The 22,948-nt window shown below is 71.3% G+C and carries 19 protein-coding genes; 12 read left to right on the top strand and 7 right to left on the bottom strand.

Translation table 11 applies throughout. The features are described from left to right. Positions 1–54 precede the first annotated feature (54 nt). From AB0K28_RS13855 to AB0K28_RS13835, 5 genes are all read left to right on the top strand, one after another. Positions 55–1,509 carry a multicopper oxidase family protein gene (locus AB0K28_RS13855; protein WP_364369071.1) on the top strand — a complete coding sequence of 485 codons (1,455 nt, stop codon included), beginning with the start codon at positions 55–57 and terminating at the stop codon, positions 1,507–1,509. A gap of 159 nt (positions 1,510–1,668) precedes the next feature. Continuing rightward, positions 1,669–3,054: an APC family permease gene (locus AB0K28_RS13850; RefSeq protein ID WP_364369068.1), complete on the top strand. Its 1,386-nt coding sequence runs from the start codon at positions 1,669–1,671 to the stop codon at positions 3,052–3,054. Positions 3,055–3,064: 10 nt separating this feature from the next. Next, on the top strand, positions 3,065–3,622 hold the full coding sequence (locus AB0K28_RS13845; protein ID WP_345399621.1) for a GPP34 family phosphoprotein: 558 nt from the start codon (positions 3,065–3,067) through the stop codon (positions 3,620–3,622). A 439-nt stretch (positions 3,623–4,061) separates the two neighbouring features. Then, positions 4,062–4,940 (top strand): hypothetical protein, encoded by an 879-nt coding sequence (locus tag AB0K28_RS13840; protein ID WP_364369065.1) that lies wholly within the window; start codon positions 4,062–4,064, stop codon positions 4,938–4,940. Positions 4,941–5,146: 206 nt separating this feature from the next. After that, complete coding sequence (locus AB0K28_RS13835; protein ID WP_364369062.1) at positions 5,147–6,478, top strand: glycoside hydrolase; 1,332 nt, start codon at positions 5,147–5,149, stop codon at positions 6,476–6,478. 45 nt (positions 6,479–6,523) lie between these two features. On the opposite strand, the gene AB0K28_RS13830 is transcribed toward AB0K28_RS13835, so the two are convergent. From AB0K28_RS13830 to AB0K28_RS13815, 4 genes are all read right to left on the bottom strand, one after another. After that, positions 6,524–7,342, bottom strand: coding sequence for a carbohydrate ABC transporter permease (locus AB0K28_RS13830; protein ID WP_345399611.1), 819 nt, complete (start codon positions 7,340–7,342; stop codon positions 6,524–6,526). Beyond that, on the bottom strand, positions 7,335–8,285 hold the full coding sequence (locus AB0K28_RS13825; protein ID WP_364369059.1) for a sugar ABC transporter permease: 951 nt from the start codon (positions 8,283–8,285) through the stop codon (positions 7,335–7,337). The genes AB0K28_RS13830 and AB0K28_RS13825 overlap by 8 nt, the downstream gene beginning before the upstream one ends. 1 nt (position 8,286) lies before the next feature. Continuing rightward, positions 8,287–9,540 carry a sugar ABC transporter substrate-binding protein gene (locus tag AB0K28_RS13820; protein WP_364369056.1) on the bottom strand — a complete coding sequence of 418 codons (1,254 nt, stop codon included), beginning with the start codon at positions 9,538–9,540 and terminating at the stop codon, positions 8,287–8,289. Between the two features lie 72 nt (positions 9,541–9,612). Continuing rightward, on the bottom strand, positions 9,613–10,752 hold the full coding sequence (locus AB0K28_RS13815; RefSeq protein ID WP_364369053.1) for an ROK family protein: 1,140 nt from the start codon (positions 10,750–10,752) through the stop codon (positions 9,613–9,615). Between the two features lie 73 nt (positions 10,753–10,825). Between AB0K28_RS13815 and AB0K28_RS13810 the strand changes: the two genes are divergently transcribed. Then, the gene (locus AB0K28_RS13810; RefSeq protein ID WP_364369050.1) at positions 10,826–12,073 is read left to right on the top strand and encodes a Gfo/Idh/MocA family oxidoreductase; all 1,248 of its coding nucleotides are present in this window, start codon (positions 10,826–10,828) and stop codon (positions 12,071–12,073) included. A 37-nt stretch (positions 12,074–12,110) separates the two neighbouring features. Here AB0K28_RS13810 and AB0K28_RS13805 read toward each other — a convergent pair whose 3' ends face one another. From AB0K28_RS13805 to AB0K28_RS13795, 3 genes are read right to left on the bottom strand one after another with little or no spacing between them, the layout of a single operon-like run. Continuing rightward, positions 12,111–13,214 carry a 5-methyltetrahydropteroyltriglutamate--homocysteine S-methyltransferase gene (locus AB0K28_RS13805; protein WP_345399593.1) on the bottom strand — a complete coding sequence of 368 codons (1,104 nt, stop codon included), beginning with the start codon at positions 13,212–13,214 and terminating at the stop codon, positions 12,111–12,113. A 5-nt stretch (positions 13,215–13,219) separates the two neighbouring features. After that, positions 13,220–14,692: a long-chain fatty acid--CoA ligase gene (locus tag AB0K28_RS13800; RefSeq protein WP_364369047.1), complete on the bottom strand. Its 1,473-nt coding sequence runs from the start codon at positions 14,690–14,692 to the stop codon at positions 13,220–13,222. 51 nt (positions 14,693–14,743) lie between these two features. After that, a complete protein-coding gene (locus AB0K28_RS13795; protein WP_364369044.1) occupies positions 14,744–15,535 on the bottom strand; it encodes a PaaX family transcriptional regulator C-terminal domain-containing protein in 792 nt (263 codons plus the stop codon). 106 nt (positions 15,536–15,641) lie between these two features. On the opposite strand from AB0K28_RS13795, the gene AB0K28_RS13790 reads away from it, so the two are divergent. From AB0K28_RS13790 to AB0K28_RS13765, 6 genes are read left to right on the top strand one after another with little or no spacing between them, the layout of a single operon-like run. Then, positions 15,642–16,841 (top strand): ABC transporter substrate-binding protein, encoded by a 1,200-nt coding sequence (locus tag AB0K28_RS13790; protein ID WP_364369041.1) that lies wholly within the window; start codon positions 15,642–15,644, stop codon positions 16,839–16,841. 2 nt (positions 16,842–16,843) lie between these two features. Beyond that, positions 16,844–17,599: an ABC transporter ATP-binding protein gene (locus AB0K28_RS13785; RefSeq protein WP_355420268.1), complete on the top strand. Its 756-nt coding sequence runs from the start codon at positions 16,844–16,846 to the stop codon at positions 17,597–17,599. Then, complete coding sequence (locus AB0K28_RS13780; protein ID WP_345399572.1) at positions 17,596–18,255, top strand: ABC transporter ATP-binding protein; 660 nt, start codon at positions 17,596–17,598, stop codon at positions 18,253–18,255. Before AB0K28_RS13785 ends, AB0K28_RS13780 begins: the two co-directional genes overlap by 4 nt. Continuing rightward, positions 18,252–19,112: a branched-chain amino acid ABC transporter permease gene (locus AB0K28_RS13775; protein ID WP_345399569.1), complete on the top strand. Its 861-nt coding sequence runs from the start codon at positions 18,252–18,254 to the stop codon at positions 19,110–19,112. Before AB0K28_RS13780 ends, AB0K28_RS13775 begins: the two co-directional genes overlap by 4 nt. Further along, positions 19,109–20,083 carry a branched-chain amino acid ABC transporter permease gene (locus AB0K28_RS13770; protein WP_364369037.1) on the top strand — a complete coding sequence of 325 codons (975 nt, stop codon included), beginning with the start codon at positions 19,109–19,111 and terminating at the stop codon, positions 20,081–20,083. Before AB0K28_RS13775 ends, AB0K28_RS13770 begins: the two co-directional genes overlap by 4 nt. Positions 20,084–20,133: 50 nt before the next feature. Beyond that, positions 20,134–22,872 carry a LuxR C-terminal-related transcriptional regulator gene (locus AB0K28_RS13765; RefSeq protein ID WP_364369034.1) on the top strand — a complete coding sequence of 913 codons (2,739 nt, stop codon included), beginning with the start codon at positions 20,134–20,136 and terminating at the stop codon, positions 22,870–22,872. Positions 22,873–22,948 lie beyond the last annotated feature (76 nt).

Here is a 22,948-nt window from a genome sequence, read left to right as displayed (position 1 = left end):
CGGGCTTTCGCGATCACTCTCCGTTACCTTGCGAGGTGGATGGGGGGATCTGTAGTGAATGGTTCGGCATGGGGTACCGGCGGGGGTCTTTCCCGCCGGCTGCTGTTCACCGGTACGTTCGCCGTCGCGACGAGTGCGCTGACCGAGGTCGCCACGGCCGACCGGCGAAGCCGTCCTAGGGGGCCGGCGCGCGGCACGGTGTTGCGGGCCAGGCCCGCGACCGTCTCGCTGGGCGGGCGCAAGGTCGCGACCTGGACGTACGGCGGCACGGTGCCGGGGCCGATCATCCGCGCGACGGCGGGCGGCATGGTGCGCGCCAGGCTCGTCAACGACCTGCCCGCCGAGACCACCGTGCACTGGCACGGCATCAGGATCGACCCGAGGATGGACGGCGCCCCCGGCTACACCCAGGCGCCCACGAAGCCGGGCCGCACCTTCGACTACGTCTTCCGGGTGCCCGACCCCGGCACGTACTTCTACCACTCGCACGTCGGCATGCAGAACGACCGCGGCCTGTACGGCCCGCTCGTGGTGGCCGACCCGCGCGAGCCGCTCGGCTACGACGAGGAGTTCGTGGTCCTGCTCGACGACTGGCTGGACGGGATCGACGGCACGCCCGACGACGCGCTGAGGCGGCTCAACGCCAGCACCGAGCACGACGACACGCTGCGCAGCGACCTGCTCGGCGGGGTCACCGGCGAGGTGCGGCATCCGTACCACCTGGTCAACGGCCGGATGGCGGAGGCGCCCGAGGTGTTCGCCAGCCGGCCTGGGCGGACGGTGCGGTTCCGGGTGATCAACGCGGCGGCCGACACGGCGTACCGGGTGGCGCTCGGCGGCCACCGCATGACGATCACCCACACCGACGGGTTCCCGTGCGCGCCCGCCACCGTGGACACGTTCCTCATCGGCATGGGCGAGCGCTACGACTTCGTCACCCGGCTGGGCGCGGGCGCGTTCCCGCTGGTCGCGCTGGCTGAGGGGAAGCAGGCGCGGGCGTTCGCGATCGTCAGGACGACGCCGGGCGCGCGCCGGCCGCCGCGCGACGTCAAGGTGCCGGAGCTGGAGCGGCGCCTGCTCGCCTACGCCGACCTGCGGCCGCGCAGGGCCGACGCGCTGCCCCGCCCGGGCAGGACCGTCACGGTGACGCTCGGCATGCGGCCGTCGGGCAACGAGTGGACGCTCAACGACCGGCTGGCCGCCGACCCGCTGCGGGTGCGGGTGGAGAAGGGCGAGACGATCAGGATCGTCATGGACAACCAGTCGCCCATGTGGCATCCGATGCACCTGCACGGCCACACCTTCCAGCTGCGGGCGGGCGAGCGGCGCGGGGTGCGCAAGGACACGGTGAACATCAAGCCGCGCGAGCGGCTGAGCGTGGACGTGGAGTGCGACAACCCGGGCGAGTGGATGTTCCACTGCCACAATCTCTACCACCAGGAGCAGGGAATGATGGGCGTCCTCGGGTACGGCCAGGCTCCGCCCCGAAATCGCCACATGAGCCATTAAGGCGGCATTTGTCGGGGTTACGCGCAAGTAATGTGCTACAGGCGCGACATTTCACTATTAACGTGATTCACTCCACGCACTCTTGCGACGCGCACCCGCGCTGCGAAAGGATCACCAGTCGGACCCCAGCCCCTCGCAGGACGACTGGAGACGCCTGTCGTGCGCGCACAACAGAACATCGAGCAGTTCGGCTACCGCCAGGAGTTACACCGTACGGTCGGCCTCGCCGACCTCATTTTCTACGGTTTGGCATACATGGTACCGATCGCACCTTTCGCGATTTTCGGGAATGTTTATTCGGAATCCGGTGGTATGCCGGTCCTGGCGTACCTCGTCGGGATGATCGCGCTGCTGTTCACCGCCGCCTCGTACGCGCAGATGGTGAAGGCGTTCCCGCTGTCCGGCTCGGTCTACAACTACGCCGGGCGCGGCATCGCTCCCCCCGTCGGGTTCATGACCGGCTGGATGATCCTGCTGGACTACATCCTGCTGCCCTGCCTGCTCTACCTGGTGGCCTCGATCGCCATGAACGACAGCGTGCCCGGCGTCCCCGTCTGGGCCTGGCTGATCGGCTTCGTCGCCGTCAACACGGCGATCAACCTGCGCGGCATCAGGATAACGGTCCGGCTCACCCGCGTGCTCATCGCGATCGAGCTGGCCGTGCTCGCCCTGTTCCTGCTCGTCGGCGTCTGGGCGCTGCTGCGGGGCGCGGGCCGCGGGTTCAGCCTCACGCCGCTGTTCAACGCCGAGACCTTCGCCTGGCCGGTGATGTTCGCCGCGGTGTCGGTGGCCGTGCTGTCCTTCCTCGGCTTCGACGGCATCTCCATGCTGGTGGAGGAGTCGACCGGCGGCTCCGCCCAGGTCGGCCGGGCCATGCGGGTCGCGCTGCTGCTGGCGGGCGTGCTGTTCATCACGCAGGTCTGGGTGGCCGCGCTGCTCGTGCCCGACCCGGCCGGGCTGCTCGACCAGCCCAGCGACACCGCCTTCTACGACGCCGCCGCCGTCGCGGGCGGCGAGTGGCTCAGGCACGTCACCACCGCCGCCACCGCGCTGTCCTGGGGCCTGGTCAACACCATGGTCGCCCAGGTGTCGGTCTCGCGGCTGCTGTACGCGATGGCCCGCGACCGTCAGCTCCCCTCGTTCCTCGCCAAGGTCTCGGTACGGCACTCGGTGCCGTCCAACGCGATCCTGCTGAGCTGCCTGCTGTCGATCGGCGTCGGCATCTGGGCGGCCACCCGGGCCGACGGGGTCGCCCTGCTCAGCAGCCTGATCAACATGGGCGCCATGGTCGCGTTCATCGTCCTGCACGTGTCGGTCATCGTGCACCACGCGCTGCGCTCCGGCTCCGACCGGCTCTGGGCCCACCTGATCTCGCCGCTGATCGGCGCGGGCATCCTGGTCTTCGTCGTGATCAACGCGAACCTCCTGGCCCAGCTCCTCGGCCTGGTCTGGCTCGGCCTCGGCGCGCTGGCGCTCATCACCCTGTACGCGCTCGGCCGCCGCCCCACGCTGCGCGGCATGCCCGCCGGATCCGACCGCCGCTGAGGAGACTTGCATGGACCGGCTGCCGCTGCACCAGGACCTCTATCTCATCGCCCACGACAAGACCGGCAAACCGTACGTCCATCCGGCGTCGCTCGCGCTCGGGCTGGCCGGCGCCGCGCTGCTCGACCGGCTGCTCACCGGGCCCGTCAAGCCGCTGCTCAATCCCGGCCCCGTCGCGCTCATCAAGGGGGCCGCGGCCGGCGGGATCTACGACCGCACCAGGGAGGAGCTGCTGGGCTCCGGGGTGCTCGTACGGGTGACCGGGCGGCGGCTCGGCATGCTGCCGTACACGCGGTACGAGCTGGCCGACATCGCCTCCGTCGTCCGCGCGTCCTCCGGGGTGCGCTCGGCGGTCGAGGGCTGGAAGACGCCGGACGCGCGCTGCGCCGGGCTGTGCGGGCTGGTCGCGGTGCTCCGCCTGGAGGGCGAGCTCTACCTCGACCAGCCGGCCGCCCGGCTGGTCGCCAGGCTGCGCGAGATCGCCGCCTCCGCCGCATCGCCCGTGGGCGAGCTGGTGGAGATCGTGGACACGCTGGTCGCGGAGGCCGCCGTCGCCGTCTACCGCTAGCGGCGTGCCCCTTATGCGAGTTACGCTCCGCAGGCGACGGTTCGGGGGCCGGTCATCCGCTCGGAGGGGGCACATGACCTACACCCTGTTTCGCGGCAGCTTCGTCATCAGCCCCGACCCCGCTCCCCCGGGCGCGCCCTTGCACCCGCCGCACGTCACGGACGGCCGTACCCTCCACTTCACGCGATAACGGAAATCGCTGTCGAAAATGGCGGGCGGTGCGGTGTCGGCCTTTCTCGAGGACGGCAGATCTTGTGGGCGGCGAATGCTGCGAAAGAGGGTTGTTATCAAATAGTCTCTCGTCCGTAGTACGAAATGCCGGAACCACCGACAAATCAAGCACACCCCTTTTTGTCCCGTTTTCTCGCGATACTGCCGGGAGGGTGCTGTGGCGTACGGATCAGGGTCGGGCCGCCCGTGCGGGCGTTGCGGAGCGCACGTGGGCTCCCTCTCCCCATGCCCCCGCTGCCGGGCCCCGCAGGTGGCGCCCGATGACCGGCCAGCGCCCTCGCCGTACCTGGACTGGGAGCCCGAGCGGTTACCCGCCGAGCCCCCGGCGTGGCGGCGCGCGCCCGTGCTGGTCGGCGCGGTGGCGGCCCTGCTCGTCCTCGCCCTGACCGGGTGGCTCGTCGTAGGGCGCACCGACACGGGCGGCGCGGCGGCGGGCTCCGGCGGCCCCGCCGGCACGAACCAGGCCGACGTCCCCCCGCCCGTCTGGGAGAGCACCCCCGCCGACGACGCCGACCCCGCCTTGGCGACCGGCGACGCCGCCGCGGACGCCGGCGCCCAGACGGACGACGAGACCGACGAGACCGATGAGCAGGCCGAAGAACCTGTTGAAGAGCAGGCAGAAGAGCAGGCCGGGTCGGGCAAGGAGGCCGGGCGGCAGGCTCAGGAGCTGGAGAAGCTGCTGTCCAGCAGCAACTCCTCCCGCTCCGACCTCACCGAGGCCATCGACGAAGCCGTCCTGTGCGAGCGCGCCGGCCTGGACAAGATCAAGGACATCACGAACGCCCGCCGCAGGCAGCTCACCGCCGCCAGGAGGCTGACGGTGTCGGCGCTGCCGGACGGGGCGCAGTTGCGGGACGCCCTGGTGACCGCGCTGGACGCCTCGTACCAGGCCGATCTGGCGTTCCTGAGGTGGGCCAGGAAGCTGGCGGCGGACGGCTGCCCCGGGGTGGGCAGGGACCACCCCGATTACCGGCGCGGCCTGGACTGGTCGAAGGCGGCTCACGAGGCGAAGACGCGATTCGTGCGGACGTGGCGGCCGGTGGCGGAAAAGTACGGCCTGACCGTGTGGAAAGCGCGCCAGATCTGATCACCGGTCTTTTCGTCTTACCAGAATCGTTCCACAGGCGAATTCCGGTTCGTGGATGAGCGCCACGGCGGCCCTCGGCGAGACCCCGGGGCCGCCGTACTTTTGCGCGCGGGTTGACACATGGTTGACGAGCCCGCCATGAACGCTTACGTTTCTCGGCGATCGACGAAATGTATCGTCACGATTCCGAAATTTTCGGAGGCGCCATGTTAAGAGGGATCATCGCGATCGGCCTGCTCGGCCTCCCCGCCGTCCACCCCGGCCACCCGGCTCCGCAACCGGCGATCTCCCTGAACGAACGCGTCCGGCACCAGGAGATCGACGGCTTCGGCATCTCCCAGGCGTTCCGCCGCAACGAGCTGCTCAAAGCCCTCTCGCCGGCCCAGCAGCGCGAGGTGCTCGACCTGTGGTTCCACCGGAGCAAGGGTGCGGGCCTCAGCATCCTGCGGCTCGGCATCGGCTCCTCCCCCGCCGGCAGCCCGTACGACCACATGGTCTCGATCCAGCCCGAGGACCCCGGCGGCCCGGACGCCAAGCCGGACTACGTGTGGGACGGCGACGACAACAGCCAGGTCTGGGTGGCCAAGGAGGCCCAGCGGTACGGCGTCGAGCGGTTCTTCGCCGACGCCTGGAGCGCCCCTGGCTACATGAAGGACAACGGCGACGACAAGAACGGCGGCACGCTGCTGCCCGAGTGGCAGCGCGCGTACGCGAAGTACCTGGTGGCCTACACGAAGTTCTACGCCAAGGAGGGCATCAGGATCACCGACCTGGGCTTCACGAACGAGCCCGACTACACGGCCTCGTACGCGTCCATGCGCTTCACCCCCGAGCAGGCCGCCGCGTTCGTCAAGGTGCTGGGGCCGATCGCCAGGGGCACGAACGTGGTCTGCTGCGACTCGTTCGGCTGGCGGGAGGCGAAGGCGTACACGGCGGCCATCGAGGCCGACCCCGAGGCGCGGCGCTGGGTGAAGACGCACACAGGCCACACCTACGCCAGCCCGGTGGACGGCCCGCTGCCGACGTCCAGGAAGACGTGGATGTCGGAATGGAACCCCAACGGTGACACCTGGAACGAGGCGTGGGACGACGGCAGCGGCTATGACGGCATCACGATCGCCCAGGCCGTGCACGACGCGCTCACGCTGGGCGGCGTCAGCGCGTACGTCTACTGGCTGGGCGGCTCGCGCGGCGCGACCAGGGCGCTGCTGCAGCTCGACGACGCGGCCGGCGAGTACCACGTGTCGAAGCGGCTGTGGGCGCTGGCCGGTTACAGCCGGTTCATCCGGCCCGGCGCGGTCCGGCTGGAGGCCGGGGCGGCCGATCCGGCGCTGAAAGTTTCAGCGTTCCGCAACCGCGACGGCTCGCGGGTGGTCGTCGCGCTCAACACGGGCACCGCGCCGATCGCGTGGAAGGGCGTGCGGGGCCGGGCGGCCGCGTACGTCACGGACGAGGCCCGCTCGATGACCCCGGTGAGCGTGCACGGGAACGCGGTGACGCTCGCGCCGCGCGCCCTCACCACGATCGTCCTCCGCTGACCAGCGCAGGCCGCCCGCCCGCCGGGGACCCCAGCGGGCGGGCGGTCAGCCCTTGCTGCCCGTGTGCGCGATGCCCTGGATGAACTGGCGTTGCAGGAAGACGAACACCGCGATCACCGGCAGCGAGGCGAGCAGCGAGCCGGCCATGAGGACGGGGTAGTCGGTCTGGTACTGCCCCTGCAACGACGCGAGCCCGGCGGAGAGCGTCATCTTCTCGGGGTCGGTGTTGACGACGAGCGGCCAGAACAGGTCGTTCCACGCCCACAGCAGGGTGAGGATGCCCAGCGCCACAAGACCTGGCCGGGCCAGCGGCAGCATGACCGACCAGTAGATGCGGACGGGCCCCGCGCCGTCGAGCCGCGCCGCCTCCTCGATCTCGCGCGGCAGCGCGAGGAAGAACTGCCGCAGCAGGAACACCCCGAACGCGCTGAACAGCCCCGGCACGATGATCGCCTGGAGGCTGTTCAGCCAGCCGAGCGAGGACATGATCTGGTACTGCGGGATGACGAACAGCTGCGGCGGCACCATGAGCACCGACAGGAACACCCCGAACAGCACGTTCCTGCCGGGGAAGCGCAGCCGGGCGAAGGCGTAGGCGGCCATCGAGCAGAACAGCACCTGGCCCGCGACCCGCCCCGCCGCCATGACGGCGGTGTTGAGGAACTGCTCGCCGAACGGCAGCAGGTCGAACACCTTGGCGTAGTTGTCCCAGCGGCCCTCGGGCAGGAACGTCGGCGGCACGGCGGTGGCGCTGCTCAGGGTCTTGAGCGAGGTGATGACCTGCCACACGAACGGCGCGACCATCGCCAGCGAGGAGGCGATGAGCACCGCGTGCAGGCCCAGCGGGCGGCGCCGCTCAGACATAGTGCACCCACTTCCGCTGGAGCCTGAACTGCAGGATCGTCAGCGCCGCGATGAGCACCAGCAGCGCGATCACGATGGCGGCGGCGTAGCCGCGGTCGTTGGTGACGAAGGCCCGCTCGTAGAAGAGCTGGACGACGGTCTGCAGCCGGGAGTACGCCGGGTTGGCCCGCGCCGCCTGCCCCGACCCGGTCATGACGAAGACCAGGTCGAAGAGCTGGAGCGAGCCGATCACCGACACGATGGAGATGAAGAACGCGGTCGGCGACAGCATCGGCAGGGTGATCGTGAAGAACTGCCGCACGGGGCCGGCGCCGTCGAGCGAGGCGGCCTCGTACAGCTCCTTGGGGATGCCCTGCATGCCGGCCAGGAAGATGATGAGGTTGTAGCCGACGCTGCTCCACACGCCCACGACGACCAGCGCGTAGAGCGCGGTCGCGGGGTCGGCGATCCAGTTGGGCCCGTCGATGCCGACCAGCGCCAGCACCTGGTTCACCAGGCCGTAGTCGCCGTTGTAGAGCCAGCGCCAGAGCATCGCGACCGCGACCGGCATGGTCACCACGGGCAGGAAGAACGCCGTGCGATAGAGGGCGACCCCGCGCAGGCCCGGCCGGTTGAGCAGGGCGGCGAACACGATCGCGAGCGGGATCCCGAGCAGCCCGAGCACGGTGTACGTGAGCGTGTTGAGCACCGCCTGCCCCACCTGGGGGTCGGCGAAGAGGCGGGTGTAGTTGTCCAGCCCCGTCCACGTGTGCCCGCCGAACGCGCCCCACTCCGTGAAGGAGAAGTAGGCGGTCTGCAGCACGGGCCACAGGTAGAAGATCGCCAGGCCGAGCCCGGTGGGGGCGATGAACGCGTACCCCCACAGGGCCTCGGCGCGGAGCCCGCGCCGCTTCGCCGCGTGTGCCGCCCGCGCGGGCCGCCGGGTTTCGGCGGTGGTGGTCACGTCACTCCTTGGCCAGCAGGTCGTTCATCGCCGCAGCCAGCTCTCTCGCGGCCTGGTCGATCGGCACCTCGCCGGTCCACGCCTTGGTCAGGTGGGTCAGCTCGGCCTCCTGCCAGGCGGCGGTGTTCTTGGAGACGGGGTACGGCACCGCGTAGGAGACCGCGTCGAGGAACGACTGGAGCTTCCACTCGGGGTGCGCCGAGACCCAGTCGCCCTGGGTGCCGTTGTAGGCCGGGATCGGGCCCTTCTTGCCGAGGAGGTCGGCGGCCTGCTGGGAGCCGAGGAACTTGACGAACTCCCACGCCTGCTCGGGGTGCTCGGTCTTGGCCGACACCACGTTGGCGACGCCGTGGATGATCGTGGCCTGCTGCTCGCCCTTGGGCAGCGGGGCGACGTCCACCTTGTCCTTGGTGTACTCGTTCTTGCTGAACTCGGCCACGTTCCACGACCCGCCCCAGTACATCGCGAGCTTGCCGGCCTCGAAGAGCTGCAGCGGGCCCGTGTCGGTCATGGTCTTGAGGTCGGGCGACTGCTTGGCGGCGATGAGGTCGGTCCAGAACTTCAGGCCGGCGATCGTCTTCGGGTCGTCGTAGCCCGACTTCTTGCCGTCGGGGGAGATCACGTGGCCGCCGGCCTGGTAGATCGTCGGGTACTGGTACTCCTGGAAGCTGGTGAGCTGGGCGCCGATCGCGTAGACGCCCTTGGCGGGGTCGGTCAGCTTGGCGGCGGCCTGCTTGAAGTCGTCCCAGGTCCAGTCGTCGGCCGGATACTTCACCTTGGCGGCGTCGAAGAGCGTCTTGTTGTACCAGACGCCCACGGTGTCCATGTCCTTGGGCAGGCCGTACAGCTTGCCCTCGTAGGTGTAGAGGTCCACCAGGGGCTTGGGGTAGACGGAGGTGTCGACCTGCTCCTCGATGGGCGCGATGACGCCGTTGGAGGCGTAGAGCTGGAAGTTGGGGCCGTTCATCCAGAAGACGTCGGGCGCGGCGCCGCCGCTGACGGCGGCCTTCATCTTCGTCCAGTAGTCGGCCCAGGGGGTGAGCTGGACGTTGACCGCGATGTCCGGGTGCGTCTTGGTGAACTCCGCGGCCAGTTCGTTCATGACCTCCTGCTGGGTGGCGTCCCAGACGCCGTACGAGAGGGTCACCTTGTCCTGCGACTGCGCGCCCGCGCCGGCCTGCTCACCGCCGCCGCACGCGGAGGCGAGCAGTGCCGCGCAGAGGAGGGCCGCACCGCTCCGTGCCGACTTCCACATCTCCCATGTCCTCTCCTAGAACGTGGGAGTAATCATGGAGTCCAGTGAAATTGTTTTCAAGAGCAAGCCGTGTTACAGATGGCTCACGAGCGGGCTCCTGCCGTCGAGCACCCGGTCCTCCACGTCGTCGAGCGCGAGACGTACGGCGCCGAGCACCACCGCCTCGTCGCCCAGCGCCGACATGCGCACCTCGGGCGTGCGGATGCACCAGCGGTCGAGCTCCCGCCTCAGCGGCTCGATCAGCACGTCCGCGGAGCGCGAGAACCCGCCGCCGACCACCACCATCTGCGGGTCAAGGGTAAGGACCAGCGCGGACGCGCCCAGCGCCAGGTCCTTGACGTAGCGGCGGACCGCGGCCAGCGCCGCCTTGTCGCCGTGGCGGGCCGCCGCGAAGACGTCGCCCGCCTCCCCGCCCGCCTCACCATTGGCGGCGCTCAGGTGCTCCTGGGCCCTGATCCAGCCGAGCACCGGCAGGGCGCCGATCTCGCCGGAGGCGTTGGCGAAGCCCCTGTGCAGCTTGCCGTCGATCACCAGCCCGGCGCCGGTGCGCAGGCCGGCCAGCAGGAACACCATGTCCTTGGCATAGCGGGCCACGCCGCGCCAGCACTCGGCCAGGGCGGCGAGCTTGCTGTCGTTCTCCACCAGCACGGGGGCGGGGGCCAGGCGGCGTACGTGGGCGGCCAGGTCGACGCCGGTCCACTCGGGCAGCGCCTCCGACAGCAGCACCCGCCCGGCGCCGTCCACCAGGCCCGTCGTGCCGACGCCCGAGGCCCAGATCTCGCCGCCGGTCAGCCCGGCGCCCTCCAGGCACTCCGTCACGGCCCTGTCCACGGCCTCCAGGCGTTCGAGCCGCCCCATCTCCGGCGTGACGGGCACCCTGGCGCTCTGCAGCACGGTGCCGTCGAGGTCGGCGACCACGGCGCGGATCTTGTGGCCGCCGATGTCGACGCCGAGCACCCGGCCCGCCTCGGCCCTGAACCGGTAGCGCCTGGCCGGGCGGCCGACCCCGCCGGCGGTGGCGCCCGCCTCGGTCACCCAGCCCTTCTGCAGCAGCTCGCGCACGACGTCCTCGGTCGAGGCCCGCGACAGCCCCGTGCGTTTGGCGACCTCGGTGAGGGTGAGCGAGTCCTGGCCCTGCAACGCCTTGATCACGGCCAGCGCGTTGAGCTGCCGGAGCCGTGACAGGTCACCGCCGCTCATCTCCGCGGCCATCCGCCCCCCTTGCTGTCAGCTTTCCCAGACCGAATAATGATGGTCTCCATGATATTTAGTCGGGGAAGGTTCCATGACTGAGGTGACTCTAGCCGTCGTCGGCGGCGGCCTGCGAGGGCTGACCTACGCGCGCCGCGCGCACGCCACGGGCGCCGGGCGCGTGGTGGCGGTGGCCGAGCCGGATCCGGGGCGCAGGGCGGCGTTCGCGGCGGAGTTCGGGATCGTTCCAGAGCTGGCGCTGCCGGGCTGGAAGGAGCTGGCGGCGGCCGGGCGGGTGGCCGACGCGGCGGTGATCGCCACCCAGGACAGGATGCACACCGACCCTGCCGTGACGCTGGCGGACCTCGGTTACCACATTCTCCTGGAGAAGCCGATGGCCACCACGGAGCGTGAGGCCGCCATGATCGCCGAGGCGGCCGAGCGCAACGGCGTCATGCTGGCCGTCTGCCACGTGCTGCGCTACACCCCCTACACCGGGCTGGTGAAGCGGCTGCTGGACGAGGGGCGCATCGGGCGGCTCATCAGCGTGCAGCACCTGGAGCCGGTGGGCTGGTGGCACCAGGCGCACTCGTTCGTGCGCGGACACTGGCGGCGCCAGGACACCTCGGCGCCCATGCTGCTCGCCAAGGCCTGCCACGACGTGGACTGGCTGGTGCACCTGTTCGGCCGGCCGCCGGCCCGGGTGTCGTCGTTCGGCTCGCTGTCGCACTTCCGCGCAGAGGACCGGCCGGAGGGCGCCGCCGACCGGTGTCTGGACTGCCCGATCGAGCCCACCTGCCCGTACTCGGCCAAGCGCCTCTACCTGGACTGCCTCGGCGACCCCGACAGCGAGTTCTGGCCGCTCGGCGCCGTCACGCCGGGCCGTACCGAGGAGGACGTGCTGGACGCGCTGCGCACCGGCCCCTACGGACGCTGCGTCTACGCCTGCGACAACGACGTCGTGGACCACCAGGAGGTGCTGATGGAGTTCGACGACGGCGGCACCTGCTCGTTCACCATGAGCGCGTTCACCCCGATGGAGCACCGCCGCACCCGCCTGTTCGGCACCCACGGCTACATGGACGGCGACGGCGCCACCCTGCGCGTGGTCGACTTCCGCACCGGCACGGAGGAGACCCTGAGCCTGGACGAGACCGTCGGGCCCTCGGCGGCCGACGGGCACGGGGGCGGCGACGAGGGGCTCACCGACGCCTTCCTCGCCGCCGTGGCGTCGGGCGACCCGTCGCCGCTGCACACCGACGCGGCCGAGAGCCTGATGACGCACCGCGTGGTCTGGGCCGCCGAGCAGGCCAGGCTCACCGGCACGGTCGTCACGCTCTGACCGGCTCCCCCTCGCGTCCGAGGGGGAGCCCAGAACGTCAGCCCCAGACCTCCTGGGCGGTCTCCACGATGAGCCGCAGCTTGGCGAACTGCTGCTCCTCGGTCAGCTCGTTGCCCTCGACGGTGGAGGAGAAGCCGCACTGCGGCGACAGGCAGAGCTGGTCGAGATCGACGAACTTGGCGGCCTCGTCGATGCGCCGCTTCAGCGTGTCCTTCGACTCCAGCTCGCCGCGCTTGGTCGTGACCAGCCCGAGCACCACCATCTTGCCGGGCGGCACGAACCGCAGCGGCTCGAAGCCGCCGGAGCGCTCGTCGTCGAACTCCATGAAGAAGCCGTCCACATTGAGCTCGTTGAACAGCGCCTCGGCCACGAAGTCGTAGCCGCCGGACGCCGCCCAGGAGGAGCGGAAGTTGCCCCGGCACATGTGGGTGGTGATGGTCATGCCGGCCGGCTTGGCGGCGAGCGCGGCGTTGATCTGCTTGATGTAGCGCAGGTGCATGTGCTCGGCGTCGTCGCCGCGCCCGGCCAGCTCGGCGCGCTGGGCGGGGTCGTTGAGATAGGCCAGGCTGGTGTCGTCGAACTGCAGGTAGGTGCAGCCGAGCGCGCCGATCCTGCGCACCTGCTCGGCGTAGGCGGCGCTGAGGTCGCGCCAGAACTCCTCGACGTCGGGATAGACCTCGGGGTCGATGGCGGCGGGCCCGCCCCGGTAGTGGACCATGCTGGGCGACGGGATGGTCAGCTTGGGCGTGACGCCCTCGCCGACGGTGTCGCGCAGGAACCCGAAGTCGTCGGCGAAGATCGGCGTGTCGAGCTTGATCCGGTCGTGCACGCGCAGCGCGGCGGGGGTGAACTCGATGTCGCCCTGCTCGTTGTGGAAGCGCACGGTGATCTGCTCGTCGGCGGCCTGGCCGATGCCGCCGAGCTGATAGATGAAGTCCATGTGCCAGGAGGCCCGGCGGAACTCGCCGTCGGTGGCGCTCTGCAGGCCGGCGTCACGTTGTTTGCGCACCACCTCCCTGATGGCCGCGTCCTCGGCGGCGCGCAGTTCGTCACCTTTAAGGGTCTCGCGGGCGCGCAGCAGTTCCTGTGGACGCAACAGGCTGCCGACATGGTCGGCGCGGAAGGGCGGTGAGGTACGCATATGGATCATCCTCCTCCGTAGAGCTTTCTCAGCGGGGCCTTCAGGAGCTTGCCCGCCGCGTTCTTGGGCAGGTCAGCCACGAATTCCAGATATTTTGGGATCTTGTAGCGGGCGAGGCGGCCGTCCAGGTGCTTGAGCAGGTCGTCGGGGCTCGTCGTGATCCCGGTACGGGGCACGACCAGGGCCTTGCCGACCTCGCCCCACCGCTCGTCCGCCACCCCGATCACGGCGCACTCGGCGACGGCGGGATGCTCGTACAGGGCGCTCTCGACCTCGGCCGGGTAGATGTTCTCGCCGCCGGAGATGATCACGTCGTTGATGCGGTCGGAGATGCGCACGTAGCCGTCCTCGTCGGCCACGCCGACGTCGCCGGAGCGGAACCAGCCGTCCTCCGACAGCACCTTCGCGGTCTCCTCCGGCCGCCGCCAGTAGCCGCTCATCACGTTGGGGCCCTGGACGTACAGCTCGCCCGGCTGTCCCGGTGCGGCGGGCGAGCCGTCGGGGGCGACCAGCCGGACGTCGGAGAAGAAGCACGGCACGCCGGCGCTGCCCGCCTTGTCCACGGAGTGCTCGGCGCCGAGGAAGAGCGCCCCTGGCGCGGTCTCCGTCATGCCGTATCCCTGCAGAAACGTCAGCCCACGCTCCTGGTACGTCCTGATCAGCGGCTCCGGCACCGGCGCGCCGCCGCACAGCAGGTGCCGCAGGCTCGACAGGTCGGCGGTGGGCCAGCGCGGCGAGCGGGTGAGGAAGCCGAACATCGACGGCACCCCGAACATCACCGTGACCCGCTCATGCTCGATGAGGTCGTACGTGCGCTCCACGTCGAACGACGGCTCCAGCACCGCCCTGCCGCCCTTGAGCACGCACGGGATGAGCGTCTGCGCCAGCGCCGCGATGTGGAACATGGGCGCGCTGATCAGCACCACCTCGTCGTGCGCCAGCGGCACGTCCACGAGCAGGTTGACGGCGTTCCAGGTGAGGTTGGCGTGGGTGAGCATGGCGCCCTTGGGGCGTCCCGTGGTGCCCGAGGTGTACATGATCAGGCAGACGTCGTCCTGACTCACCGGCTCGTCGATCGGCTCGGGCGAGCCGGACGCGACCAGCTCCTCGTACGCGGCGCCGCCCACGTGCCGGCCGGGCAGCCCGGCGCCGTCGCGCTCCTCGCCCAGCACCAGCACGGCGGCCTCGGCGTCGTCGAGGATGAAGCGCAGCTCGGGCTCGGCCAGCCGGGTGTTGAGCGGCACGAACACGGCTCCGAGCAGGCCGGCGGCGAAGAACGTCTCCACCATCGCGGGCTGGTTGGCGCCCAGGAAGGCGACCCGGTCGCCGCGCCGCACGCCGAGCACGGAGGCCAGCCGGTGGACGCGTTCGAGCAGCTCACGATAGGTGTGCTCGCGCCCGCGGTACGACACCGCCACCCTGTCGGGCGTCATGCGTGCCCTGCGCGCCGGCCACGAGCCAATCCCCTGATTCCGCATCGGCACTCCTTGACGCTCAAGCCCTCAAGTTAGGCCACTCTGCGACCGCTGTCACCGTTCTGCCCAACTTTCATCCTGGACGGTGTCCAGAAGATCGGCCACGATCCGCGCCGCCTGCGGCCTGAACCGCTCGTGCAGCGAGTGGCAGACGCGCTGCGCCTTCTCGGCCGGCCAGTCGTGCGGCAGGTAGCGCAGCGGCAGCCGCGGATCGGTCCTGATGATCTGCAGCCAGCCGGTCAGCAGCATGAGGGAGCGGGCGAGGTCATCGGGGGCGTCGGGCGCGGGGTCGGCCTGATCCCAGCGGCGCAGGAACTCCCGGTAGCGCTCGCCGAGCCCTTCGAGGTCGTAGGCGTCGCGGACGAGGGCCTGCATGTCGGTCGGCTGCCGGGGCTCGGCGGCGAACACCTTGACGTTGGCGTCCAGGTCCTCGATGACGCCGGCGGCGTCCACCTCGCCCGGCGCGATCCACAGGCCGTTCTGCAGCGGCCCGAAGCCCGCCCAGACCAGCCGCGAGCGCAGCTCGTGCCGCTGGCGCTGCCACGACTCGGGCAGCGAGAAGCCGATGAGCGTCCACTGGTCGGCGCCGCTGTCGTTGACCACGCCGCTGTGCCAGATGCGCCGCTCGCCGTCCTTGAGCACCTCGGTGCTGGTGGGGGTGAGCCCGAAGTACATGCGCCGGCCCGACCGCTGGCGGCGCAGCAGGCCGCGCCCGACCATCCTGGTCAGCGTCGAGCGGGTCGCCTCCTCCGAGATGCCGACCTTGCCGAACGCCTCGATGAAGCTTCCCGAGGAGACGCAGATCCCATGGCCGTATACGTAATCGCCGAGGAAGGTCAGAATCACCGATTGAGGCCTCATTGCGGGTGTCTCCCGATATTCGGCAATCTGTTGACAGCCGTAATGTACCTGCCTACTGTCGGCTCCACATCGCCCGGTCCTGGAGGTCCTGATGCGCAGGCTTCTACCGTCGCTGGCTTGTCTCCTACTCACGCTCACCGCTTGCGGGGGCAGTGGTGACGGCGGAGGCGGCGGATCGGGCGGTCAGGACCCGATCAAGGTCGGCCTGATCGTCTCGCTCACCGGCAACTACACGCCGCTCGGCAGCGAGGACAAGAAGGCGGTCGAGCTGGCCGTCGAGCAGGTCAACGCCCAGGGCGGGCTGCTCGGCCGCAAGGTCGAGCTGGTCACCAGGGACGACAAGACCGCCCCCGACCAGGGCATCGTGGCCTACAACCAGATCAAGGGCGAGATCGACGCGCTGATCGGGCCGGTGTTCTCCAACTCGGCGCTGGCCATCGAGCCGCTGGCGGAGCGCGACAAGATGCCGTACCTGTCGCTGGCCCCCGCGCAGGAGCAGGTCGAGCCGATCAAGAAGCACATCTTCGTCACCCCCGCCCTGTCCAGCATGTACGCCGAACGTTTCCTGCAGTACATCCAGGCCGAGGGCATCAAGACCATCGCGGTCGGCTGGGACTCCAAGAGCGCGTACTCGGTCTCCGGCCACGAGGCGATGGTGGAGCTGGCGCCCAAGTACGGCGTGACGATCGCCGTGGACGAGCCGTACGAGACCACGACCTCCGACTTCAGCCCCATGTTCACCCACGTGCGCGAGTCGCAGGCCGAGGCCCTGGTGTTCTGGGGCTCCGGCGCGCCCGGCGTGACCGCGGCCAAGCAGTACGTCGCCTCCGGCCTGAAGACCCCGCTGTTCCTGACCGCCTCGCAGGCCAGCAAGCTGTGGCTGGAGCCGATGGGCGCCGCCGCCGAGGGCATGACCGTGCAGAGCGCGATCGGCGTCGTGGGCGAGCACCTGCCCGACGGCAAGCAGAAGCAGGTCATCGAGCAGATGGCCAAGCCGTACGCGGAGAAGCACGGCTACCCGCCGCCGCAGTTCGCGCAGGACGGCTACAGCGCCTCGCTGCTGCTGTTCGAGGCGATCAGGAAGGCGAACAGCACCGACAAGGCCAAGATCCAGCAGGCGCTGGAGACGATGGACCTCATCACGCCGAACGGCCGCTTCCAGTACTCCGCCACCGACCACTCCGGCCTGTCCCCCGAGTACATCTCCGTCAACACGGTCAAGGACGGCAAGTTCGTCCCGACCGAGTGGGCCAAGGAGCAGCTCACCAAGACCGTCTCGGCGCTGGGGTAGGCGTGCTGGAGGTCACCGGCGTCTCCCGCTCCTTCGGCGGCGTCTACGCCGTCCGCGACGTGTCGCTGAACGTCGCGGACGGCGAGGTCTGCGGCGTCATCGGCCCGAACGGAGCGGGCAAGTCCACCCTGTTCAACCTCATCACCGGGCACCTCGCGGTCGACCACGGCCAGATCTCCTTCCTCGGCCGCCGGGTGGACCGGCTGCCGCCGCACCGCCGGGCCAGGCTCGGCATGTCGATCGTCTTCCAGGCGGCCCGCGTCTTCCGCGGCATGACGGTCAGGGAGAACGTCATGGTCGGCGCGCACGGGCGTACCGACGCCGGGTTCGTCTCCGCCGCGCTGCGGCTGCCGCGGCACCGGCACGACGAGCGCGAGATCGGCGAGGCCGCCGACCGCGCGCTGGAGCGCGTCGGGCTGGCCGAGTGGGCCGACCGGCCCGCCGACCGGCTGCCCATCGGCCAGCAGCGGGCGCTCCAGCTCGCCCGCGCCCTGTGCGCGCGGCCCCGGTTGCTGCTGCTCGACGAGCCCGCCTCCGGCCTGCGCGGCGAGGAGCGCGAGCGGCTCGCCACGCTCGTGGAGGAACTGCGCGCCGACGGGCTGACGATCCTGCTCATCGAGCACGACGTGGCGTTCGTGACCCGGCTGGTGGACCGGGTCGTGGTCCTCGACCTCGGCCAGGTCATCGCCGACGGCCCGCCCGCCGAGGTCAGGGCCGACCCGCTGGTGCTCGCCGCCTACCTCGGGCAGGCGTCATGATCGACGTCCAGGACCTGGTGGTCTCCTACGGCACCGCGACCGCGCTGGAACACCTCACGCTCACCGCCGCCAAGGGCGAGATGGTCGCCCTGCTCGGTCCCAACGGCGCCGGCAAGTCCACGCTCGCCAACACCCTCGCCGGGCTGCTGCGGCCCGCCTCGGGCAGCGTGCGGATCGGCGGCCGGCTCGCGCTCATCCCCGAGGGCCGCCAGCTCTTCCCCGACCTGTCCGTGGCCGACAACCTGGTGCTCGGCGGCTGGCGCTCAGGCCGGCGCGACCCCGCCCTCGTCTACGACCTGCTGCCCCGCCTGGCCGAGCTGGCCGGGCGGCGGGCCGGGGTGCTGTCCGGCGGCGAGCAGCAGATGGTCGCCTTCGGGCGGGCGCTGATGTCCGAGCCCGACGCGCTCGTGGTGGACGAACTGTCGCTCGGGCTCGCCCCCAACGTCACCGCCGACCTCGCCGCCCACCTCGCCGAGCTGAACCGCTCCCACGGGCTGACCGTGCTGCTCATCGAGCAGAACGCGCGGCTGGCGTTCGACCTGTGCTCGCGGGCGTACGTGCTGGAGTCCGGGCGGCTGGTGACCGAGGGCCCGTGCGACGAGCTGGCCGACGACCCGCGGGTGGCCAGCGCCTACCTGGGCGGGGCGATCACATGAGCGCGTTCCTCACGTACCTGCTGAACGGCCTGGCCGTCGGCTGCACCATCGCGCTCATCGCGAGTGGGCTGGTCACCATCCACCGCGTCACCGGCGTGGTGAACTTCGCCCAGGGCACCTTCGCCGTCGTCGCGGGACTGTGCACGTCGTCGCTGCTCGGCCTCGGGTTCCCGCACGGCGTGAGCGAGGTGGCCGCCGTGCTCGCCGCCGCGCTGGCCGGGCTGCTCACCGGCCTTGCCGCCATCGGCAGGCCCGGCACCACGCCGCTGTCGTCGCTGATCGTCACGCTCGGGGTGGGCGTGCTGGCGTACGCGGTGGAGATCGTGCTGTGGGGCGACCAGCCGCGCTCCGCGCCCGGGCTGGCCGGCTCCGTGGAGATACTCGGTGCGCGCATCCAGACCCAGTACCTGCTGGTCATCGGGGTCACCGCGGTCACGTTCGTGCTGCTCGCCCTCTTCTTCGGGCGCACCTACCTGGGCAAGGCGCTGACCGCGTGCGCCTCCAACCCGTACGCCGCCCGCGTCGTCGGCATCGACGTCAGGAAGATGGGGCTGCTGGCGTTCGCGCTCGGCGGGCTGCTCGGCGGCATCGCAGGAGTGCTGGTGACGCCGCTGCGGCCGATCTCGTTCGACACCGACGTCACCCTCATCGTCAACGGCTTCGCCGCCGCCGTCTTCGGCGCGCTCACCAGGCCCGTCATCGCGCTGGCCGGCGCGCTGCTGCTGGGCGTCGCCGAGACCATGGCCGCCGGCTACGGCTACGGCTCACACCAGCTCGAAGTCGCGCTGGGGCTGATGATCGTGGTCATGATCGTGCAGGCGAGCCGCCGTACCACGCTCTCCCAGGAGTCCGTATGATCAGGCTCGCCGCCGGGCTCCTCGCCGCCGCCGTCACGCTCGCGCTGCCCGCCGTGCTCGACGACAGCGCGCTCGCCGTCTACATCCTGCTCGGCCTCGCCGCCATCGTCACCGTCGGGGTCTCGCTGCTCATGGGGTACGCCGGGCAGGTCTCGCTCGGCCAGGGCGCCTTCTACGCCATCGGCGCCTACACCGCCGCGCTGCTCGCACTCGGCGGCGTGCCCCCGGTCGCCGGCCTGATCGCCGCGCCCGTCGTCGCCGCCCTGTCCGCCCTCGTCATCGGCACTCCCCTGCTGCGGCTGCGCGGCCACCACCTCGCCTTCGCCACCCTCGCCATGCAGCTCATCCTGCTGTCGCTGGCCGGGCAGCTCGAGTTCACCGGCGGCGACATCGGGCTGCAGGCCATCCCGCAGTTCTCCATCGGCTCCTTCCAGGCCGAGAGCGCCGCCGCGTACGCGTACCTCACCTGGGGCGGCCTCGCCCTCGTCCTGCTGGTCACCCACAACGTGAGCACCTCACGCCCCGGTCGCGCCCTGCGCGCCCTGGCCACCAGCGAGACCGCCGCCGCCTCGTCCGGCATCCCCGTCGGACGCTACAAGCTCGTCGTCTTCGCCCTGTCGGCCGCCTTCGCCGGCCTGGCCGGCGGCATCTACTGCTTCTACGCCGGCTACGTCGCCCCCGGCTCCTTCCCCGTGCTGATCTCCATCCAGTACATCGTCATGGCCGTGGTCGGCGGCCTCGGCACCCTGTGGGGCGCCGTGGTGGGCGCCACCGCCATCACCCTGCTGGTCCAGGGCCTCGACAGCCTCGCCACCCTGCCGTGGATGCCGTCGTACGCGCCGAGCGTGCTGTCGTACGCGGTGTACGCCCTCGTCCTCATCGTGGTCGTCCTCTTCCTTCCCCAGGGCCTCCTCCCCACCCTCACCGACCGCCTCTCCAGAAAGCGCCCCCGCGAGCGCCGCGCCCGGTGATCGGGATTGTGGCCTTTCCCGGTTGACATCTGCGCGTAACACTGGACGACGTGTCCCCTGTCGCGCGGGTTCCGGTGGTGCGTGGTCGTGGTGCGGAGGAGCGGGCGCTGCGGCGGCTGCTCGACGGCGCTCGCCAAGGGGGTGGTGGGGCGCTGGTGCTGGCCGGTGCGGCCGGCATGGGGAGGAGCACGTTGCTCGACCTGGCCGCTCACTTGGCCGGGGACGCCTTCCTGGTGCTCCGGGGGTCGGGGGTCGAGGCCGAGACGCGGTTGCCGTACGCCGGGTTGCACCAGGTGCTGCGGCCCGTCGCCGGAGCCGCAGCCCGATTACCGGCCGCGCAGGTTCGCGCGCTGGCTCCCGTCCTCGCGCCCGGGAACGCCGAGAGCGGGCTGGCGTTGCCGGCGGCCGTGCTCGCGTTGCTGGCGGAGGCCGCCGGTGAGCGGCCGGTGCTCGTCTGCGTGGATGACGTTCACCTGCTTGATGACGCCAGTCGCGAGGTGCTGGCGTTCGCGGGCAGGCGGGTGGGGGGCGAGCGGGTGGCGGTGGTGTTCAGCGCGCGTGCGGAGGAGGGCTGGGCGGCCGGGTTGCCGGTGCGGGTGCTGGGCGGGCTGGAGCGGGCGGCCGTACGGGAGCTCGCCGCCGATCTCGCGCCCGGCGAGGTCAGCGAGGAGTTGCTGGCGGCGCTCGACCAGGTCGCCCGGGGCAACCCGCTGGCGCTGACCGAGCTGATCGGGTCGCTCACCCGCGAGCAGCTCGCCGGCGTCGCCGCCCCGCCCGAGACGCTGCCCAGGGACGGCCGGTTGTGGCGGGAGCACGCGGCCCGGCTGGCCGCGCTGCCGGAGGAGACCCGGCGGCTGCTGGTGCTGATCGCCGCCGACCCCGAGATCGACGTGCCCACGCTGATCGCGGCGGCCCGCCCCTGCTGCGCGCTCACCGCGCTGGAGCCGGCCGAACGGGCGGGCCTCCTGTACGCCGCCGGCGACCGGTACGCCTTCCACGACCCGGCTCTGCGCGGCGTCGCCTACCACGGCGCCACCCTCCTCAGCCGCCGCAGCGCGCACCGCCTCCTCGCCGGAGCAGGCACGGAGCTCAAGAGCGCCTGGCACCGCGCATGGGCCATGGACGCCGGCCCGGACCGGCTGGCCGACGACCTGGCCACGGCGGCGCTCAAGGACCGTACGCCGGGCGGCCACCCCGAGCCGTACCTGGCGCTGGAGCGGGCGGCCGAGCTGACCGGCGGGCACCGCCCCGAGAAGGCCGAACGGCTGGCCGCGGCGGCCAGGCACGCCTGGATCGCGGGCCGCCCCCAGGTGGCCCGCGCCCTCCTGGCCCGCCTGCACGACCTGGCGAGGGCCCCGAACGAGGTGCGCGCCCACGTACGCCTGCTGCGCGGCAGCCTGGAGCTGCTCGGCGGCGAGACGGGCAGTGCCAGGGAGGAGCTGCTGGCCGCCGCGACCTGGCTGCTGGAGAGCCACCGCATGCTGGGCGTCAGAGCCCTCGTACGTGCGGCGGACGCCAGCTACCGGGCGGGCGACAACCGGGCGTTCATCGCGATCGCCAGGCAGGCCGCCGCCCTGCGCCGCCCGGACGAGCAGGTGCCGGCGCAGCTGATGTTCGAGTACCTGGAGGGGATGGCGGCGACGTTCAGCGGCGCGCACCGGGAGGCGGCGGCCCCGCTGCGCCGGGTGGTGGAGCTGGCCGGAACACCGGCTGGCACAGTGGACGACCCGTCCGTGCTGGCGTGGGCGGGCGTGGCGAGCATGCTGCTGGGCGAGGACGCCACCGCCCACCGCCTGTCGGCCCGCGCGCTGGAGGCGGCCGGCGCGCGCGGGGCGGCCTCGGCGGTGCCGCAGCTCCTGGAGTACGCGATCTACCCGGAGGTGTGGTCGGGCCGCTACACCTCGGTCGCCGACACCGCGGCGCGCGGCCTCCACCTGGCCAGGGAGTCGGGCCAGCGCAACACGGCCGCCCAGCACCTGGCCTGGCTGGCGATGACGGCGGCGGTGGAGGGCGATCAGGAGACGTGCAGGATCCGCGCGGACGCGGCCATCGACCTGGCCGGCGCGCACGACCTGGGCATCGCGGGCGCGATCGGCACGTGGGCGCTGGCCTGCCTCGACCTGGCGGCAGGGCGGCCCGCGGACGCGGCGGGGCGGTTGCGGGCGGAGCGGCGTACCAGCCGGCATGTGGTGATCAGGGTGATGGCGACGCCGCACCTGATCGAGGCGTGCGCGCGTACCGGAGATCATGAGGGCGCCGAGGCGGCGCTGAAGGTGCTGGAGGGCTGGGTGGGCAGCACGCGCAGCCCTGACCTGCGGGCGCTCGTCGCCCGCTGCCGCGCGCTGCTGGCGGCGCCGCGCGAGGCGGACGAGCTGTTCAGGGAGGCGCTGGACCTGCACGGGCAGGGCGGCCACGAGTTCGAGGCGGCGCGGACGCGGCTGCTGTACGGCAGCGCGCTGCGCCGCGACCGCCGTCCCGGCGCGGCCAGGACGCACCTGCACGCGGCGCTGGAGACGTTCGAACGGTACGGGGCCCGCCTGTGGACCGAGCAGGCGCGGACGGAGCTGCGCGCATCGGGCGAACCGGTCGGCCCTGCCCCGGCGGCGGCCACGAGCCAGCTCACCCCGCAGCAGCTGCGCATCGCCCGCATGGTGGCCGAGGGCGCCACCAACAAAGAGGTGGCCGAGCAGCTGTTCCTCAGCCGGCGTACGGTCGAGCACCACCTGCGCAACATCTTCAGCCGGCTCGGCGTCCGCTCCCGCGTCGAACTGGTAAGGCTCATGTCCTGATCGCAGGACCGGTGATTTCACCGATGCACGGTTGACCCCCGCTCCGAACAATGGCGAAAGACAGCTGTCACCACCT

The organism is Nonomuraea sp. NPDC049504 (genome assembly GCF_040676845.1).
Lineage (GTDB): Bacteria > Actinomycetota > Actinomycetes > Streptosporangiales > Streptosporangiaceae > Nonomuraea > Nonomuraea salmonea.
This window is presented reverse-complemented; position numbering and strand designations above follow the sequence as displayed.

Excerpts from the sequence above, each read along its gene's own strand:
- AB0K28_RS13845 (WP_345399621.1), top strand. The coding sequence starts at position 3,065 with ATGGACCGGCTGCCGCTGCACCAGGACCTCTATCTCATCGCCCACGAC.
- AB0K28_RS13835 (WP_364369062.1), top strand. The coding sequence starts at position 5,147 with ATGTTAAGAGGGATCATCGCGATCGGCCTGCTCGGCCTCCCCGCCGTC.
- AB0K28_RS13830 (WP_345399611.1), bottom strand. The coding sequence starts at position 7,342 with ATGTCTGAGCGGCGCCGCCCGCTGGGCCTGCACGCGGTGCTCATCGCC.
- AB0K28_RS13820 (WP_364369056.1), bottom strand. The coding sequence starts at position 9,540 with ATGTGGAAGTCGGCACGGAGCGGTGCGGCCCTCCTCTGCGCGGCACTG.
- AB0K28_RS13815 (WP_364369053.1), bottom strand. The coding sequence starts at position 10,752 with ATGGCCGCGGAGATGAGCGGCGGTGACCTGTCACGGCTCCGGCAGCTC.
- AB0K28_RS13810 (WP_364369050.1), top strand. The coding sequence starts at position 10,826 with ATGACTGAGGTGACTCTAGCCGTCGTCGGCGGCGGCCTGCGAGGGCTG.
- AB0K28_RS13805 (WP_345399593.1), bottom strand. The coding sequence starts at position 13,214 with ATGCGTACCTCACCGCCCTTCCGCGCCGACCATGTCGGCAGCCTGTTG.
- AB0K28_RS13800 (WP_364369047.1), bottom strand. The coding sequence starts at position 14,692 with ATGCGGAATCAGGGGATTGGCTCGTGGCCGGCGCGCAGGGCACGCATG.
- AB0K28_RS13790 (WP_364369041.1), top strand. The coding sequence starts at position 15,642 with ATGCGCAGGCTTCTACCGTCGCTGGCTTGTCTCCTACTCACGCTCACC.
- AB0K28_RS13780 (WP_345399572.1), top strand. The coding sequence starts at position 17,596 with ATGATCGACGTCCAGGACCTGGTGGTCTCCTACGGCACCGCGACCGCG.
- AB0K28_RS13775 (WP_345399569.1), top strand. The coding sequence starts at position 18,252 with ATGAGCGCGTTCCTCACGTACCTGCTGAACGGCCTGGCCGTCGGCTGC.
- AB0K28_RS13770 (WP_364369037.1), top strand. The coding sequence starts at position 19,109 with ATGATCAGGCTCGCCGCCGGGCTCCTCGCCGCCGCCGTCACGCTCGCG.